This window comes from Sphingomonas sp. FG14, assembly GCF_057809675.1.
The window spans coordinates 154,820-170,916 of the sequence record NZ_JBMDKK010000003.1 but is presented as its reverse complement, the minus strand read 5'-3'; the positions used below and the strand labels follow the sequence as shown (position 1 = coordinate 170,916).

Annotated in this window: 19 protein-coding genes; 10 read left to right on the top strand and 9 right to left on the bottom strand. The window is 64.6% G+C overall.

The window, feature by feature from the left end; genetic code table 11:
* Positions 1-4 precede the first annotated feature (4 nt).
* Positions 5-2,002 carry an ATP-binding protein gene (locus ACODTA_RS13140; RefSeq protein WP_489066357.1) on the top strand — a complete coding sequence of 666 codons (1,998 nt, stop codon included), beginning with the start codon at positions 5-7 and terminating at the stop codon, positions 2,000-2,002.
* Here ACODTA_RS13140 and ACODTA_RS13135 read toward each other — a convergent pair.
* Genes ACODTA_RS13135 through ACODTA_RS13125 form a run of 3 tightly spaced genes read right to left on the bottom strand, consistent with a single transcriptional unit; the run spans position 1,959 to position 4,308 of the window.
* Positions 1,959-2,816 (bottom strand): hypothetical protein, encoded by an 858-nt coding sequence (locus tag ACODTA_RS13135; protein WP_489066356.1) that lies wholly within the window; start codon positions 2,814-2,816, stop codon positions 1,959-1,961. The two genes, ACODTA_RS13140 and ACODTA_RS13135, sit on opposite strands and share 44 nt — an antisense overlap.
* Complete coding sequence (locus tag ACODTA_RS13130) at positions 2,813-3,787, bottom strand: diacylglycerol/lipid kinase family protein (RefSeq protein ID WP_489066355.1); 975 nt, start codon at positions 3,785-3,787, stop codon at positions 2,813-2,815. Before ACODTA_RS13130 ends, ACODTA_RS13135 begins: the two co-directional genes overlap by 4 nt.
* A gap of 8 nt (positions 3,788-3,795) precedes the next feature.
* Positions 3,796-4,308 carry a DUF2141 domain-containing protein gene (locus ACODTA_RS13125; RefSeq protein WP_489066354.1) on the bottom strand — a complete coding sequence of 171 codons (513 nt, stop codon included), beginning with the start codon at positions 4,306-4,308 and terminating at the stop codon, positions 3,796-3,798.
* A gap of 130 nt (positions 4,309-4,438) precedes the next feature.
* Between ACODTA_RS13125 and lptF the strand changes: the two genes are divergently transcribed.
* The 8 genes from lptF to ACODTA_RS13085 all read left to right on the top strand — a co-directional run bounded on the left by lptF (position 4,439) and on the right by ACODTA_RS13085 (position 10,888).
* Positions 4,439-5,635, top strand: a complete 1,197-nt coding sequence (gene lptF, locus ACODTA_RS13120; RefSeq protein ID WP_489066353.1) for an LPS export ABC transporter permease LptF — start codon at positions 4,439-4,441, stop codon at positions 5,633-5,635.
* A gap of 3 nt (positions 5,636-5,638) precedes the next feature.
* Positions 5,639-6,733, top strand: coding sequence for an LPS export ABC transporter permease LptG (lptG, locus tag ACODTA_RS13115; RefSeq protein ID WP_489066352.1), 1,095 nt, complete (start codon positions 5,639-5,641; stop codon positions 6,731-6,733).
* A gap of 154 nt (positions 6,734-6,887) precedes the next feature.
* Positions 6,888-7,655 carry a sterol desaturase family protein gene (locus ACODTA_RS13110; RefSeq protein WP_489066351.1) on the top strand — a complete coding sequence of 256 codons (768 nt, stop codon included), beginning with the start codon at positions 6,888-6,890 and terminating at the stop codon, positions 7,653-7,655.
* A gap of 87 nt (positions 7,656-7,742) precedes the next feature.
* Entirely contained in the window at positions 7,743-8,897 is a 1,155-nt protein-coding gene (locus ACODTA_RS13105) for an N-acetyltransferase (RefSeq protein WP_489066350.1), read from the top strand.
* A gap of 17 nt (positions 8,898-8,914) precedes the next feature.
* A complete protein-coding gene (locus ACODTA_RS13100; RefSeq protein WP_489066349.1) occupies positions 8,915-9,589 on the top strand; it encodes a fumarylacetoacetate hydrolase family protein in 675 nt (224 codons plus the stop codon).
* 118 nt (positions 9,590-9,707) lie between these two features.
* A complete protein-coding gene (locus ACODTA_RS13095; RefSeq protein ID WP_489066348.1) occupies positions 9,708-10,001 on the top strand; it encodes a hypothetical protein in 294 nt (97 codons plus the stop codon).
* Between the two features lie 78 nt (positions 10,002-10,079).
* Complete coding sequence (locus tag ACODTA_RS13090; protein WP_489066347.1) at positions 10,080-10,427, top strand: DUF6152 family protein; 348 nt, start codon at positions 10,080-10,082, stop codon at positions 10,425-10,427.
* A gap of 20 nt (positions 10,428-10,447) precedes the next feature.
* Positions 10,448-10,888: a DUF6644 family protein gene (locus tag ACODTA_RS13085; protein WP_489066346.1), complete on the top strand. Its 441-nt coding sequence runs from the start codon at positions 10,448-10,450 to the stop codon at positions 10,886-10,888.
* On the opposite strand, the gene ACODTA_RS13080 is transcribed toward ACODTA_RS13085, so the two are convergent.
* Positions 10,879-11,772 (bottom strand): LysR family transcriptional regulator, encoded by an 894-nt coding sequence (locus tag ACODTA_RS13080; protein WP_489066345.1) that lies wholly within the window; start codon positions 11,770-11,772, stop codon positions 10,879-10,881. The two genes, ACODTA_RS13085 and ACODTA_RS13080, sit on opposite strands and share 10 nt — an antisense overlap.
* Before the next feature lie 103 nt (positions 11,773-11,875).
* Here ACODTA_RS13080 and ACODTA_RS13075 point away from each other — a divergent pair, with 103 nt between their 5' ends.
* A complete protein-coding gene (locus ACODTA_RS13075) occupies positions 11,876-12,625 on the top strand; it encodes an SDR family oxidoreductase (RefSeq protein ID WP_489066343.1) in 750 nt (249 codons plus the stop codon).
* 18 nt (positions 12,626-12,643) lie between these two features.
* Here ACODTA_RS13075 and ACODTA_RS13070 read toward each other — a convergent pair whose 3' ends face one another.
* The 5 genes from ACODTA_RS13070 to ACODTA_RS13050 form a co-directional block, all read right to left on the bottom strand.
* A complete protein-coding gene (locus tag ACODTA_RS13070; protein WP_489066342.1) occupies positions 12,644-13,150 on the bottom strand; it encodes a DUF2239 family protein in 507 nt (168 codons plus the stop codon).
* A 59-nt stretch (positions 13,151-13,209) separates the two neighbouring features.
* Positions 13,210-13,983, bottom strand: a complete 774-nt coding sequence (xth, locus tag ACODTA_RS13065) for an exodeoxyribonuclease III (protein ID WP_489066341.1) — start codon at positions 13,981-13,983, stop codon at positions 13,210-13,212.
* A 33-nt stretch (positions 13,984-14,016) separates the two neighbouring features.
* A complete protein-coding gene (gene erpA / locus ACODTA_RS13060; RefSeq protein WP_222993144.1) occupies positions 14,017-14,352 on the bottom strand; it encodes an iron-sulfur cluster insertion protein ErpA in 336 nt (111 codons plus the stop codon).
* Positions 14,353-14,407: 55 nt separating this feature from the next.
* Complete coding sequence (locus tag ACODTA_RS13055) at positions 14,408-15,160, bottom strand: M23 family metallopeptidase (RefSeq protein WP_489066340.1); 753 nt, start codon at positions 15,158-15,160, stop codon at positions 14,408-14,410.
* 153 nt (positions 15,161-15,313) lie between these two features.
* Positions 15,314-16,093, bottom strand: a complete 780-nt coding sequence (locus tag ACODTA_RS13050) for a ferritin-like domain-containing protein (protein ID WP_489066339.1) — start codon at positions 16,091-16,093, stop codon at positions 15,314-15,316.
* Positions 16,094-16,097: the final 4 nt, after the last annotated feature.

The window sequence follows — 16,097 nt, the reverse complement described above, 5'->3', positions numbered from 1 at the left end:
TGATATGGCGGCGGCGGAAGACTTCGAGCCCGGCAACGAGGACGCACCGCGCTCCGGCTGGCAGCGATGGCTGGGCTGGATCGCGGCGGCGATCGTCGTCGCGAGCCTGGCCGGCCTGATCGCGATGCTCGGCGTGTCCAGCACGCAGCGCGATACCGCGCTCGCGCAGCAGGAACACAGCTTCGAAGTGATGATCGCCGTGCGCGGCATCGAAGGTCAGATGACAAACGCCGAGGCCGTGCTCGGCCGTGCCGTCATCGCCAGCGACAAACGCATCGCGCGCCAATTCTATGACGAATGGCGCCGAACCGGCGTGATGATCGACCGATTGGCGCGGCTCGCACGTGACAATCCGGACCAAGCGGCACTCGTAAATGCCTTGCGATCGCTCTATCGCACGCGCAGCGAGGAGCTGGAAGCTGCGGCGCTCCACCTCAATTACGACCAGAAGGTCCAGGCGCTCTCCGCCTATTTCGCGGCGGGCAAGACGGACAGCATCGCCCGGACCAAGGCGATCTTCCGCGAAATCGTCCGCAACGAGGAAGCATTGCTCGCGACACGCGCCGGCGATGCCCAGGGCTTCCTGCAACAGGCGAACCGGCTGGCGGCGACGCTGGCGGTGCTCGGCCTCCTGCTCGTCGCCGCACTTATCGCACTCGGCTGGATCACGATCGAGGTGATCGGCCAGCGCCGCCGCGCGCGCCGGCATGCCGACGCCGAATCGTTGCGCGCCGAAGTGCTCGAAGCCGCCGTCGCGGAGCGGACCGCCGAGCTTCGCCTCGCCAACCAGCATCTGCTGACCGAGGCGGCCGAGCGCGCCCAGGCCGAAGCGCAACTCCGCCAGATCCAGAAGATGGAAGCGGTCGGCCAGTTGACGGGCGGCATCGCCCATGATTTCAACAATATGCTCGCCGTGGTCGTCGGCGGCCTCGAACTCGCCAAGCGCAAGCTCCACAATCATGCCGCCGATGCCGAGCGCCATATCGACAATGCGATGGAAGGCGCCAATCGTGCCGCCGCGCTCACCCGACGCCTGCTCGCCTTCGCGCGCGCCGAACCGCTGCTGCCGCAAGCGGTCGCGCCGGACACGCTGGTCACCGGGATGACCGACCTGATGGATCGTACGCTCGGCGAACGCATCCAGCTCGCATTCGAGACCGTTCCCGGTCTCTGGCCGATCTGGGTCGATCGCCATCAGCTCGAAAACGCGATCCTCAATCTCGCGGTCAATGCCCGCGACGCGATGGAACATGGCGGTCGGCTGACGATCCGCACGTCCAACGCCGTGCTGGCGGCCGACGAGATCGGCGAATCGCCGCCCGGCGATTATGTCCGCATCGACGTATCCGATACCGGCGCGGGCATGACTCCGGAGATCCTCGACCGCGTCTTCGAACCCTTTTTCACCACCAAGCCCGTCGGCAAGGGAACCGGGCTGGGGTTGAGCCAGATCTTCGGCTTTGTTCGCCAGTCGGGAGGCGAGGTTTCGATCGCATCGACGCCTGGCGCCGGCACCATGGTTTCGCTCTATCTGCCCCGCCATCACATCTATGGCACCGACCTTCCCGAGGTCGAGGAAGCATCGACCACCATCGACAGCCAGCCGCTCACCGCCAATCATGTCGCCCTGATCGTCGAGGACGATCCTCGGGTCCTGATCGCCACGGCGGGCGCACTCGAGGAACTGGGCTTCGAAGCGCTCCGCGCCACGGGGGGTGAGGAGGCGAAGCAGATTCTGGCCTCGGATTCGCGCATCGATATCGTCGTCACCGACGTGGTCATGCCGGGCATGACCGGGCCGGAGCTCATCGCCGAAATCGGCCCGCTCTATCCCGAGCTCGCGGTGCTGTTCGTGACCGGCTATGCCGATGTCGACGACGCGGCGGCCTTTTGCGGCCACGCGGTCCTGCGCAAACCCTATACGATCGGCGCGCTCAAGGCGGCCGTCGAGGCCGCGCTCAACGAATCGCGCCCCGCGCCAGAAGCCGAGGCAGCAGAGTAAGCGCGCCCAGGATCGGAAAGCGCCGCTGCCATGGGCGGATCTCGATCCGGGTACCGGCATGGCGGTTCACTTTCCATGCGAGATAATCGATCCCGCCCGCGAAGGTCAGGCTGGCCTTGGCGAGCCTGACGAGCGTCAGCAGCTTGCCGTTGCGGCGCAGCCGCCGCCATCGGGCATCGAGCCCATCCATCGACTTCACCGCAATCGCGGAGCCGAAACGGCGATAGCGCTCAGGATCGAAGTCGACGATCGTCCCTGGTCGGCCGCCACGTTCGGCACGCAATTCCGCGCCGTAGGTGAGCGTGAAGCCACGCCGCCAACGGTCCAGCGGATCGGCATCATCACCCTCCGGCGTCAACATCAGCAGCGTGCGTGGCGCGCACTCCACCGCCGAAACGATGCGCGACCGCGCCTGATCGTCGGAAACCCAGACGAGCCGGGACGGTTGGGCGAAGCGCGCCCAGACCGAAACGGCACTGGCGTCCGGACCGCACAGATTATGGAGATCGGCCTCGCTAAGCACCGCATATTTCGCGGCCAGCCCGTCATGCTCGAAGGGGAAGACATTGGGCGGCACCAGCCGATTGGCGGTCGCCAGCCAGCTTTTGGGATAAGCCGAGGGATAGTCCGAGACGATCAGGTAGAAGTCGAGCATCTGCCCGTCGAGCTCGGTCGTCCGCAGACACGAACCGTAGAAGAGCACCCCCCGCGCGGCTGCCGGATAGCGCGCGGCGATCGCGTTCGCCATCGCCGCCACACGCGGATCGACCGGCTCGGCAAGCTCGGCCCCGATCAGCGAAAGCAGGCCGGTCACGCCGCGAGGCGAAGGAAGGGCACCGGCGGGGTGGATGTGAGCACGATCGGATGATCGGCCTCGGCGCGGAAGGTCTCACCGTCCAGGATCACGCTCGATCCCACGCCCTCGATCCGGACGACATCGCCGCGCTCGAAATGCACGCCGCTCATCTCCTCGCGGCCGAGCCGCCCCGAAATCGCGGCGAACAGCGCGCGCATCAGCGCGGTGAAGCCCACATCCACCGCCATGAACTTCATCCGGCCCGGCTGACCGCCGGTGCCGTCGGTACGGCTGGCGAGCAGCATCTTTTCCAGCGTCGTCACGATCAGCAGCGAGAACCGCCCCTGGAACTGGCCGTCACGCACCAGCGAGACGCGCACCGGATCGGGACGCGGCGGCAGGAAACGCGTACGGATGCCGAACAGCATCGATGCCAGCACCGCCAGCACCGTCAGCACATGGCTGACACCATTGGGCAAGCCCAGCGGATAGATCTTGGTACGGCAATACAGAATCGAATCGGCGAGACCCGCCCCGCCCAGGAACATGCCCAGCGTCGGGCGGCTGCCGGCATGGCCATCCGAAAGCGCGATCAACTCACGCACGACGATATGATCCGACAGGTCGGACTTGGATAGCGCCACGATCCGTTCGAGCGCATCCAGCGGATCGCCCACCGCCCCCAGATCGAGCGCGATCAGATTAGTCTTGCCGTTGGGCAACACCGCCACGGGCGGCGGCGAATCGCCGAAATGCCCGCCATGATAAAGCTCGGTCAGCGCCGCCTGGACGGTGCCGTCGCCGCCATTGATGACAAGGATCTTGGGCTTCACCCGCGCGATCGATCGCAGCGCGTCGCCGATCTGGCTGACATGCTCCACCTCGTAATGGAAGATGTCCGGCCGGCCCGCGCAATAGCTCCGCACGCGTGGCAGCAACGAGCGATTGCCCGTTGAGCGCGGATTGGAGAGAAGCGCGACGCAGGCCATGATGCTCCCTATGCGATCGGCCGGAAGGAGAGGCCCTGCACGTAACGCAGGGTGACGGGCACAACCTGCGCGCCGCCGCCGACGCTGAACGCGACGCGCGACAGATTCGGCTTCCGCTTGGCCAGCAGGTCCATCAGCGACATGTCCGGATTGCCGGAGAAACCGCCGCCGTCGCCGCGATCGGACTTGCCGTCGCCATTCACATCATGGCGCACCGAGATCGCGTAGCGCCCTTCCTTGGGCACGGGCACGCAGATATCCATCACATTCGCGCGCGCCGGTACGTCGACACGCTGCAGATAGGCCTTTTTCTCGAGGAATGTGGCGGGATTGTTGGCATAGAGCTGGACGCGCACCGTGCCTGTACGCGCTTTCAAACCGCTCACCCGTGCGATCACCGAGGGGCCGCCACCGGCGCAAGCGGCCGCGAACGGACCGACCGGCGTGGCTGCCGCCGGCGCGGCGAACGGCAGTGCGGCCGTGCCGATGGCCAGGGCGATGACAGCGGAAACTTTGAACATGACCTTGTTACTCCTGGAAGCTATACCCACCCCGCATGGGCGTGGCTGGTCCGGTCTAGCCCCTGTTACGATCACAAGATCGGCTGCGTTTGCGGCCAAATCATGGTCACGAGGCGTCTGAAATCTGAAAATGCTCACCTCGACCGATCGTTATCTGGCCCGGCTGATCGCGCTGCCCCTGTTCGGGACGCTGGTGATCGCCGCGATGCTGCTGGTCCTCGACAAGATGTTGCGGCTGTTCGATTTCGTCGCATCCGAAGGCGGACCGGTAAGCGTCGTCTGGCAGATGCTTGCCAACCTGATCCCCGAATATCTCTCGCTCGGCATCCCGATCGGGCTGATGCTCGGCATCCTGCTCGCATTCCGAAAGATCGCCACGAGTTCGGAGCTCGACGTCTTCCGCGCGGTGGGCATGAGCTACGGTCGTCTATTGCGCGTGCCTTATATGTACGCGATCGGGCTCGCGCTCGTGAACCTGGCGATCGTCGGCTATATCCAGCCCTATGCGCGCTACGCCTATGAAGGGCTGCGTTTCGAGCTGCGATCCGGTGCGCTCGGCGCCTCGATCAAGGTGGGCGAGTTCACCAAATTGGGCGGACGACTCACACTGCGAATCGAGCAGAGCCGCAACGAGGGCCGCAACCTCTCCGGCATCTTCGTGCGCGCAGAAAGCCGTAACGGCCAGTCCGTGACCGCCACCGCCAAGGCCGGCCAGTTCATGGCCACCGACGATCCCGACACGATCATCCTGCGCCTCACCCAGGGCGTGCTCGTCCACGACGCTCCCAGTTTCCGCACACCGCGCGTACTGAGCTTCAGCGCGCACGATCTGCCGATCGACCTGCCCAAGATCGAATCCTTCCGCGGACGCGGCGGCGCTGATCGCGAGCTCACCATTCCCGAGCTTGTCCAGGTTGGCCGCGATTCGCGGACGTCGGAGACGCTGCGCAACGAAACACGCGCCAATTTCCACTTCCGCCTGGTCGAAGTGGCGATGATGCTGCTGCTGCCCCTGCTCGCGGTCGCGCTGGCGATCCCACCCAAGCGATCATCGTCGGCGCTCGGCGTGTTCCTGTCGATCGTGATGGTGGTCACCTATCACAAGGTCAACGAATATGCCGAAGGCATGGGCGCGCTGGGCCGCATCGACCCGCTGATCGCGCTCTGGGTGCCCTTCCTGCTGTTCGCGGCGCTGATCGGCTGGATGTATCATGTCATCGCGCATGTGCCGGGCGGCCAGCCGATCGGAGCGCTCGAACGCGGCGCCGCGAAGATCGGCGCGGCGATCAAACGCCTGTTCCGCAATCGCAGGCAGGCGGAGAACTGATCGATGCAGACCCAGTTTTTCCCGTCGCGCACCATGTCCATCTATATGGGCCGGATGTTCCTGATCCGCAGCTTCGCGGTGCTCGCGGCGCTGGTGCTCGTGCTTCAGGCGCTCGACCTGCTCGGCGAATCGGGCAAGATCCTGGCACAGCCCGGCAACGGCAATGCGGAGCTCTGGACCTATGTCTCGCTGCGCGTGCCGCAGATCATCCAGCGCTTCCTGCCCTTCTCGGTGCTGCTCGGCACACTGATCACGCTCGCCACGCTCAACCAGAACAGCGAAGTGATCGCGATGAAATCGTCGGGGCTCTCGGCGCATCAGGTGCTCGCGCCGCTGATCCTGACGAGCATCATCGTCGCTGCGATCACCTTCGTCTTCAACGATCGCATCGTCACGCGCGCGACCTCCACGCTCGATCGCTGGCAGGCCGTCGATTACGCCCCACTCCCGCCCGACCGCGCGCTTCAGGCCAATATCTGGGTGCGCGACGGCAACAACCTGATCCATGCCGGTCAGGTTCGCGGCCGCGGAAATGCGACACGATTGAGCGACGTCACCGTCTATGATCGCGAGAACGACGCGCTGCGCGAGATCGTGAAGGCGCCCTCCGCGGTCTTCACCGGCACGGCATGGCGGCTCGACAACGCGACCCGTTTCGACGTGCCCACCGGCGTCAACCAGCCTGCGGGCACGGTGACGATCGGCAAGGATATCCGGCCCGATCAGTTCAGCCTGTCGAGCGTCGACCCGGACGGGCTGTCGTTCGTCGCGCTCAACAGCGCGATCGAGGATCTCGATACCGCCGGCCGGCCGACAAAGTCGCTCAAGGCCAATCTCTGGCATAAGATATCCGGGCCGATGTCGTCGATCCTCATGCCGCTGCTTGGCGCGGTGGCGGCCTTTGGATTGGCGCGATCCGGGCGCCTTTTCCTGCGCGCGGTGATCGGCATGGCGCTGGGCTTCGCCTATTTCGTCGCCGACAATTTCGGGCTCGCCATGGGCAATCTCGGGGCTTACCCGCCCTTCCTTGCAGCCTGGGGGCCGTTCCTGCTCTTCCTGCTGATCGGCGAGACCGTGCTGATCCGCACTGAGGAATAGGCTTCATGCGGCCTCCCTTTCTGCGCCGCAATTATGCCGCATTGACTGGGCAGAGCCTTGCATCTGATATGCGGGCATGTGCGTTTGCCAAAAGCATCAAGCGATGCGACGACAAAGGCTTGGGGCCCGGCACGATGAATCGAGGACCAACGCCGTGAAGATCTCAGACACCGTCAAAACGGGGTTCTGGCAGAAGACCCATCATCTCGACCGCATGACGTTGCGCGAGTTGATCCACGCCTATTTCCAGTATCCGGCGATCATCCTGTACCTCGGCCTGGCCGTGGCGGCCGGCGGCGTATGGCTGTGGCGTCCCGCGCCGCTGATCCAGACACTGGCGTCGATCGCGCTGGCCGTGCTCGTCTTCCCGCTCGCATGGTATGTGCTCCACCGCTGGGTGCTGCACAGCCAGTGGATGTGGAAGCACAAATGGCTGGCGCCGACCTGGAAGCGCATCCATTACGACCATCATCAGGATCCCAACAATCTGGAGGTTCTGTTCGGTTCGCCGCTCAATGTGGTGCCGACGGTCGCGATCGCGACGATCCCGCTGGGCTACATGATCGGCGGCACCGGTGCCGCGGCGATCGCGTTCGGCACGGGCATGGTCACCACCTGTGTCAACGAGTTCTTCCACTGCATCCAGCATCTTTCTTACAAGCCGCGCTATGCGTGGATCGCGATGATCAAGCAGCGGCACATGGCGCATCATTTCCATGACGAAACCGGCAATTTCGGCATCACCAACTATTGGTGGGACCGGCTGTTCGGCACGCTCTACGAACGCATCGGCGACCGCAAGAAGAGCCCGACCGTCTTCAACCTGGGCTATACCGCCGAAGTCGCCGAGCAATATCCCTATGTCGCCGACCTCTCCGGCGGTGTCGCGACCGGCCATCCGCGCCGCCGCAACAAGGACTGAGACAAGCTAAAGGATGCCGGCGAAAGCCGGCATCTTCGATTCGAGCGCCGGCTTTCGCCCGCGCGGCACTTGCGGCATGAGGCGCGCATGACCGATACCATCACCATCCGTCCCGTCGAAACCAAGGCCGACCGCAAGGCGTTCGTCGACCTGCCTTTCCGCCTCTATGCGAACGATCCCAATTGGGTGCCGCCGTTGAAGGACGAGGTTCACGGCCTGATCACCCCGGCCAAGAATCCGTGGTTCGGCCATGGTGAGGCGCAGCTCTTCCTTGCCGAGCGGAACGGCAAGGTCGTCGGACGCATTTCGGCACATCTCGACCATCTCGCACTCAAGCAACCCGTCGAGCAGGGCATGGGGCCGGGAACGGGCAATTGGGGCATGATGGAGGCGGAGGACGAAGCGGTCTTCCAGGCGTTGATGGAACGCGCGGAACAATGGCTGCGCGACAAGGGGATGCATCGATCGCTCGGTCCGCTCAGCCTGTCGATCTGGGACGAGCCCGGCCTGCTCGTCAGCGGTTTCGACCATCCGCCGACGGTGATGATGGGGCACAACAACCCCGCCTATCGGGAATGGGTCGAGCGAGCGGGTTATGTCCACGCCAAATCGCTCTACACCTATGATCTCGGTATCGTCGAACCGTTCCCGCCGCTCGTCCAGCGCATCGTCAGTTCGGGTGAGCGCAATTCGCGCATCCGGATCCGCAAGGTCGACAAGAGCCGTTTCGACGCGGAAGCCGCCCTGATCCTCGGCATCCTCAACGATGCCTGGTCGGACAATTGGGGTTTCGTTCCGCTGACGGATCCGGAAATCGCCTATGCCGGCAAGAAACTGAAGCCGATCGTGTTCGAGGATCTGATCCGCGTCGCCGAAGTTGATGGTGAGCCGGTCGCATTCATGCTGGTGCTGCCCGACCTCAACGAGGCGCTGAAGTCGCTCCGCGGATCGCTCCTGCCCTTTGGTTGGGCCAAATTGCTCTGGTGGCTGCACAAACCAAAGGCGCGAACGATGCGCGTGCCGCTGATGGGTGTGGTGAAGCGCCTCCAGTCGAGCCGGCTGGCCAGCCAGCTCGCCTTCATGATGATCGAGTTCATCCGCCGCGACGCGATCGTTCATTATGGCTCGACCCGCGGCGAGATTGGCTGGATCCTCGACGACAATCAGGGGATGCGCGCCATCGCCGATACGATCGAGAGCAAGATCAACAAGGAATATGTCGTCTACGACAAACCGCTCTGAGTGAAAGAAACCCGACCATGATCCTGCCGACACTCGAAATCCCGACGATCGATATCGCCGGAAGTACGAACCGTTTTCCCGTGCGCCGGATTTTCTGCGTCGGGCAGAATTATGCCGATCATGCGCGCGAGATGGGATCGGACCCCAATCGCCAGAGTCCCTTCTTCTTCACCAAGCCGGCCGATGCGGTCGTGCCGAGCGGCATGACGCTGCCTTTTCCGGGCCGGACCGCCGATCTCCATCATGAAGTGGAATTGGTCGTGGCGCTCGGCGCGGGTGGATCGAATATCGCACCGGCGGATGCCGATGGCCTGATCTTCGGCCATGCGGTCGGGATCGATCTCACGCGTCGCGACCTGCAGGCCGAAGCGAAGAAGACCAGCCGTCCGTGGGATATGGCGAAGGGCTTTGATCAATCCGCGCCGATCGCTCCGCTTACGCTTGGCGCGCCGCCGGCCGGGGGCCGCATCGCGCTGACGATCGACGGCGAAATCCGCCAGTCCGGCGATCTGTCGCACATGATCTGGAGCGTGGCGGAGATCATCGCCGAACTATCGACCTATATCGCGTTGGCACCGGGTGACCTGATCTTCACCGGCACGCCATCGGGCGTCGGGCCAATCCGCATCGGCGAGGCCGTGAAGGGAACGATCGAAGGAATCGCCCCCGTCGAGCTTCGTTACGCCGACTGAACCCTGCGCTTGCACGATCCAGTTTTTTGTTTCGTTGCCGCATTGAAAGCGTAATCTTCGAGGGGCAATAGTCGCGCCGCCCAATGTACGGGTGACTCGTAACCAAAGGATATTCCCCATGACCCGAATCGTCTCGCTCTCCCTACTCGGCGGACTGATGATGGCATCGCTCGCCGCCACGCCGGCCGCCGCGCAATCATGCGTCGGCAATCGCAATATGTGCGATGCGCTCACCGCTCTCGAACAGGCCCGCGCATCGCTGCAGCGCGCCGATTCGAACAAGGGCGGCTATCGCGCCCAGGCGATCCGTTCGGTCGATCAGGCGATTCGCCAGGTCCGCAACGGCATCCGCTACAGCAGCGGCAGCCCCACCTACCCCGATCGCCCCGACCGCCCTGTCCGGCCACGCTGAACCGGCGGTTTAACCTATCGCTTCTCGCCTCCATCGACGATATCCTGCTCATAGCGGGGTTTCGCCGATGGAGGCCTTATGCTTGCCAGACTGACCGTCGCCGCGCTGTTGGCGGCCATTCCAGCCGTCGCGCTCGCGCATCATGGCTGGAGTTCCTATGACGATACCAAGGTCCTGACGATCAAGGCGCCGCTCAGCGCCGTCACCTGGGGCAATCCCCATGGCGCGGCGAAGGTCGTGTGGCAGAAAAGGACCTGGGACGTGGTTCTCGCGCCCGTCTCGCGCATGGAAACACGCGGGCTGACGCGAGAGATGCTCGCCCCCCGCAAGACCGTCACCCTGGTCGGCTATCCGCGCAAGGACGGTGCCGCGGAAATACGGATCGAGCGCGTGATCGTCGACGGCAAGACGGTGGAACTCCGCTGATCGAGTCGTTCGCCGCCGCAGTGGAGGCATCGCAGCTCGGCACGTTCGCCCGCGGATCGGCCTGGGCCTATCCGGCCGCCAATCTCATCCACCTGCTCGGTCTCGTCCTGCTGCTCGGCGGGATCGGCGTGGTCGATCTCAGGATCATCGGCGCGTTTCGCACGCTGCCGGTAGACTCCGTCATACGCGCGCTCACGCCGCTCGCGATCTGCGGCCTTGTCCTGCTCGCGCTCAGCGGACCGGTCCTGTTCGCGGCCGACGCCGTCGCGCTCTCCCGCTCCGACGCATTCGCCCGAAAGCTGGTCCTGATCGGCATCGCACTGCTGAACGCGCTTTGTTTTCGCTGGATCAGGCGCGGCCGATCCGGCGAGGCAGGCGTCCTCGAACGGGTGGTGGCGCTGGCATCGATCCTGCTCTGGCTGTCGGTCGCCGCGCTCGGTCGCCTGATCGCCTATAGCTGAGCACGCGCGAACTGTTCCACCGCCCAGTCAACAAAGGCGCGCACACGTGGCGAGAGTTGCCGGTTGCGTGGCCAGAGTATCGACACCGGCACCGACGGCGGCGGCGTTTCGACAAGCAAAGGGACCAACCGTCCTTCCGCCAGATCAGCCTCGGCATGAAAGCGCGGAACCTGGAACAGCCCCAGGCCAAGCCGCGCCGCCGCCAGATAGCTTTCGGTGCCGGTGACCGAGACGGTGGCGGGCATGTCGATCGTGCGGATGGCGCCATCGACCATGAATTCCAGCGGCCACAGATTGCCAGTGCTCAATGAGCGCAACCCGATCATGCGATGCCCTTCCAGCGCATCGATACCCGCCGGCGTGCCGTGTCGCGCCAGATAGGCAGGCGCCGCACAGGTCAATCGGTCGAGCATGATCAACCGGCGGCCGACCATGTCGCTGTCCGGCAGATTGCCGTAGCGCAACACGCAGTCGACGCCCTCGCGAACGACGTCGACCCATCGCTCGCCCTCGCTCATCGCCAGTTCGATCGCGGGATACCGCTCCAGAAAACCGGGCAGTCCGGGCAGCAGGAAATGCCGGGCGAGCGTTCCCTGGACTTCAACTCGCAGCAATCCGCCGGGTTTCAGGCCCGCAAAGGCGCCTTCGGCATCCTCCACATCGGCAATGATGCCGATACAGCGACGATAATAGGCCTCACCGTCAAGCGTCGGGGCCACATGGCGCGTCGTACGTTGCAGCAGCCGGACGCGCAGGCGCGCCTCCAGTGCCTTCACGGCTTCGGTCGCGGTCGATCGCGGCACGCCGATATCCTGAGCGGCCAGCGTGAAGCTGCGCCGCTCCACGACCCGGATGAAGAGACGCATCGCGTCGAGCCGATCCATTATTCGCTCTTTCCGAACAGACTTACCAAATACTGACCGATTATCCGCGTCATCGAAAGTGCCATCTTTCGTGTGTCTCCTCGGAAGAAGAAAGGGCATCGCAATGGCCGATATCGAAACCTCATCCCCTCGCGTCGCGATCGTGACCGGAGCATCGCGTGGAATCGGCGCGACCATCGCGCGGCGGCTTGCCGATGACGGCCATATCGTCATCGTCAATTTCGCGGGCCGCGTCGCGGAGGCAGAAGCGCTGGTCCGCGCGATCGAGGCCGATGGCGGCCGCGCCCTCGTCGCGCAGGCCGACATCGCGAACGCCGATGCGGTGTCACGGATGTTCGATACCGCCGAGGCCGCGTTCGGTGGCGTCGACATCCTCGTCAACAATGCCGGCGTGATGCAATTGGCATCGATCGCGGACAGTGACGACGCGCTGCTCGATCGGCTCGTCGCGATCAATCTCAAGGGCAGCTTCAACACGCTGCGCCAGGCATCGCGGCGGCTGCGCGACGGTGGACGTATCGTCAATCTTTCGACAAGCGTCGTCGGCCTCAACCTCGAGAATTATGGCGTCTATGCCGCGACCAAGGCGGCGGTGGAAACGCTGACCCGGATCCTGTCGAAGGAATTGCGCGGCCGTTCGATCACCGTCAACGCGGTGGCGCCGGGGCCGGTCGCGACCGATCTGTTCCTAGACGGCAAATCGCCCGAACTGATCGCGCGCATGGCGAAGATGAACCCGCTCGAACGGCTCGGTACGCCGGAGGATATCGCGGCGACCATCGCCTTCCTCGTCGGCCGCGACGGCGGCTGGATCAACGGTCAGATCGTGCGCGCCAATGGCGGAATGGTCTGAACCGGCTCACCCCGACCGTTACGCGAATGCGCCCTCGGCCAGCGACCTGGCATGGTCGCGGATACCGACAGGCCATGCGCCGGTCAGGGTCTCGAACCGTGCGCGGTCCGCAGCGTAGAGCGCGCGGATCGCGTCCTCATAGCCATGCCTGTCCCCCGCGATCGCCGACATGAAATGATAGGCGGCGTCCTTCGAACGGCGCGCATCGGCGGGGCGTTTCCGCGCGGCATCGATCAGCCGCCGGATCGTGCTCGACGCCCCGCCGGGTTGCGCTTTCAGCCACTCCCAATGGCGCGGCAGCAACGTCACCTCCCCCGCCGTGACGCCGAGCTTCGGACGACCGCGCGAACGCGCCGGCACGGATTCGCGCATGTCGAGATCGATCTGGCGACCGGTCTCGTCGTCGAACACCAGCAGAAGTCCGGATTCGGCCGGATCGACAGCCCGCAGCGCCTTGCGGACTTCCTCGGGAGAACCGGTGGCGATCCAGAGATCGCCGGCAAAGGCCGTGCAGGTCATATCCATGACCCGCATTTATTGCCCGGATATAATGTGGTCAATATCTCCGGGTGAATGCTGAGAGCTCAGTCGTTCAGCACGATCCAGGTCGCCGCGTGATCGCTCGCCTTTTCCCGGCCACGATAGGATTTGTCGACATTGGCGTCGACCAACCGATCCGCCGCCTGCGGACTGAGCAGCAAATGATCAATGCGGAACCCCGCATCGCGCTGCCATGCGCCCGCCTGGTAATCCCAGAAGGTCCAGATCGGTCCGACGGGATGACGCGCGCGGATCGCATCGGTCCAGCCCTGGAAGCAGAGCGTACGGAATTCGGCGCGGCTCTCCGGCTGCATCAGCGCGTCATTGGCCATCGCCTGTACCGAGAAGACATCCTCGTCGGTCGGGATCACGTTGTAATCGCCGGCCAGCACCGCTGGTACTTCCTCGGAAAGGATTTCCCGCGCCCGCTGCTGCAGCCGGCGCATCCAGCGCAGCTTGTAATCGAATTTGGGGCCGGGCTGCGGGTTGCCGTTGGGCAGGTAGATGGACGCGACCCGCACGCCGAACACATCGGCCTCGACATAGCGGCTATGCTCGTCTTCGGGTTCCCCCTCCAGGCCGCGCCGGACCTCGACCGGATCGGTGCCCCGCGCCAGGATCGCGACGCCGTTGAATCCCTTCTGCCCGTGCCAGATCGCGCCATAACCGGCGCCGCGCACGTCGCTTTCCGGAAAGGTCTCGTCGGAGGATTTGAGTTCCTGGAGGCAAACCACGTCGGGCTTGGTCTCGTCGAGCCATTCGAGCAGGCGCGGCAGGCGCGCCTTGATGCCGTTGACGTTGTAGGTCGCGATCTTCATGCGCCCCGGCCTAAACCAGCCGGCGCGTCGAAGCTAGATCGAGAAACTGGAACCGCAGCCGCAACCCGACGCCGCATTCGGATTTTCCACCTTGAACGCCGATCCGCCGAGCGATTCGACGAAATCCACAGCAGCGCCGCGCACCAGATCCAGGCTGATCGGATCGACGACCAGTTGCACGCCGTCACGCGTGACGCTGACATCGTCGGCGTCGATGGTTTCGGCCAGCCCGAAGCGATACTGGAATCCCGAACATCCGCCCCCTTCGACCGCCAGCCGCAGGATGGCTGGCTTGCCCTGACGCGCGGCGATCGCCGCAACACGTGCGGCGGCGGATTCGGTGATGTCGATTGGTTGCGGCTCGCTCATGGAACCGAGATAGGAAGGTGGGGGCCCTACGACAAGCGTGGGCCCCTCTCCTCCCCTATTCCTTGTCCGGACCGCCCATCGCGATCTGGGTGCCCGTGCGCTCCTGCATCGCGACGACATAGTCGGACGACTGGAGGAACGGCATGGGATTGACGGCGCGGCCGTCGAGACGAACTTCATAATGAAGATGGCTGCCGGTCGAACGGCCGGTCGAGCCCATCAGGCCAATGAGCTGGCCGCGCTTCACACGGGCATTGGGCTGAACGAGGATCGACGAAAGATGGCCATAGCGGGTCTCGATGCCCTGGCCGTGCTCGATCTCGACGAAATTGCCATAACCACCCAGACGCTGGGCGCGGCCAACGACACCATCGGCGGTCGCATAGACCGGGGTGCCGAGCGGGCCGGGAATGTCGACGCCGGCATGCATGGCGCGGCTGCCACGGAACGGATCGGAGCGAAAGCCGAAATTGCTGGTGAAGGCGAGCTGCGAAACGGGTTTTTGCGAAGGCACTGAAACGAAGCCGGTGCCGGCGGTGCCGACCTGATCGAGCTTCTTCCACGACAGGAAGAGCGAGCGGAACTGCGGATCGGCTTCGCGGTCTTCCTTGGTCGCCTTTTCAAAAACGCCGCCGGTGGCGGCGGCGGCTTCGACGGCCTTGGAGGAAACGGCGGCCAGCACGGTTTCGGCCGGCGCATCGCTTGCATGGGCGGGCGCGGCGGCAATCAGCGGCGTCGCGACCAGCAGGCCCAATACGGATTTCTGGAGAAAAGCGGCACCGCCGCGGAACCCAAATACAGTAATCACGTTGTTCAAAATCATACCCACGCTCTTTGTGCCCCCAAAGATCGACGGTCGAAACGCCGATCGCGACCAGCGTGTCTTGAACCCTAACTGCACCGGGATTTGCCCCGCCCGTTGTGCCGAGCCTGTGTGATCGAACGCACAGCCGGCGACAAGTCAGCGGTAATAGTCTTGCGTTAAACCGGCTGCCGACCGCGCCGAGTCGTTGAACGGAGGCTTAAGAGCCCCCCGAAAATGGCGATTAACCAGCATCTTCCAGATCGCCACCGGGCTCGAATCGTCGTTTCGGCACGTCCAGCTGAACCATTTCGTCCCTGTCGCGACGTGCCGGATCTCGTCGATATAGATGCGTTCGAGGATCCGCGCCGACCGCTCGTCGCCCGAATCGCGATAGCGGCGAACGGTGTCGGGCGTCACATCCAGCCCGCGTGCTTCCAGCACCATCGGCACCACCGCCAGCCGCGCCTGCACGTCATGCGCGGTTTCCGTCGCAGCCTCCCACAGCCCGTCATGCGCGGGCAATGCGCCGTAGTGGCTGCCCAGCGCGCGCAGCCGCCGATCGAGCAAGGCGAAATGCATCGCCTCGTCGGCGCCGACGCCCAGCCAGTCGTCGACGAAATCGCGCGGAAACTGCGAACCGAATCGCCCCGCCATGTCGAATGCGAGATCGATCGCCGCATATTCGATGTGCGCCAAGGCGTGCAGCATCGCGATCCGGCCGCGTTCGGATCCGCCGCGCCCACGCTTGGGCATGCGATTGGCCGGCAACAATGCCGGCTCCGCCGGACGCAAAGGACTGTCGGGCATCGCCGCCGCGAAGCCGTGGTCCAGCCGCCCCAGCCGCCAGTCTCGCGCCACCTTGCGGGCGATCCGGACCTTGGACGCGGGCTCCGCGGTCAACAGGACGGCGCGGATCGCGTCCGCGACGCTCGTCATTTGT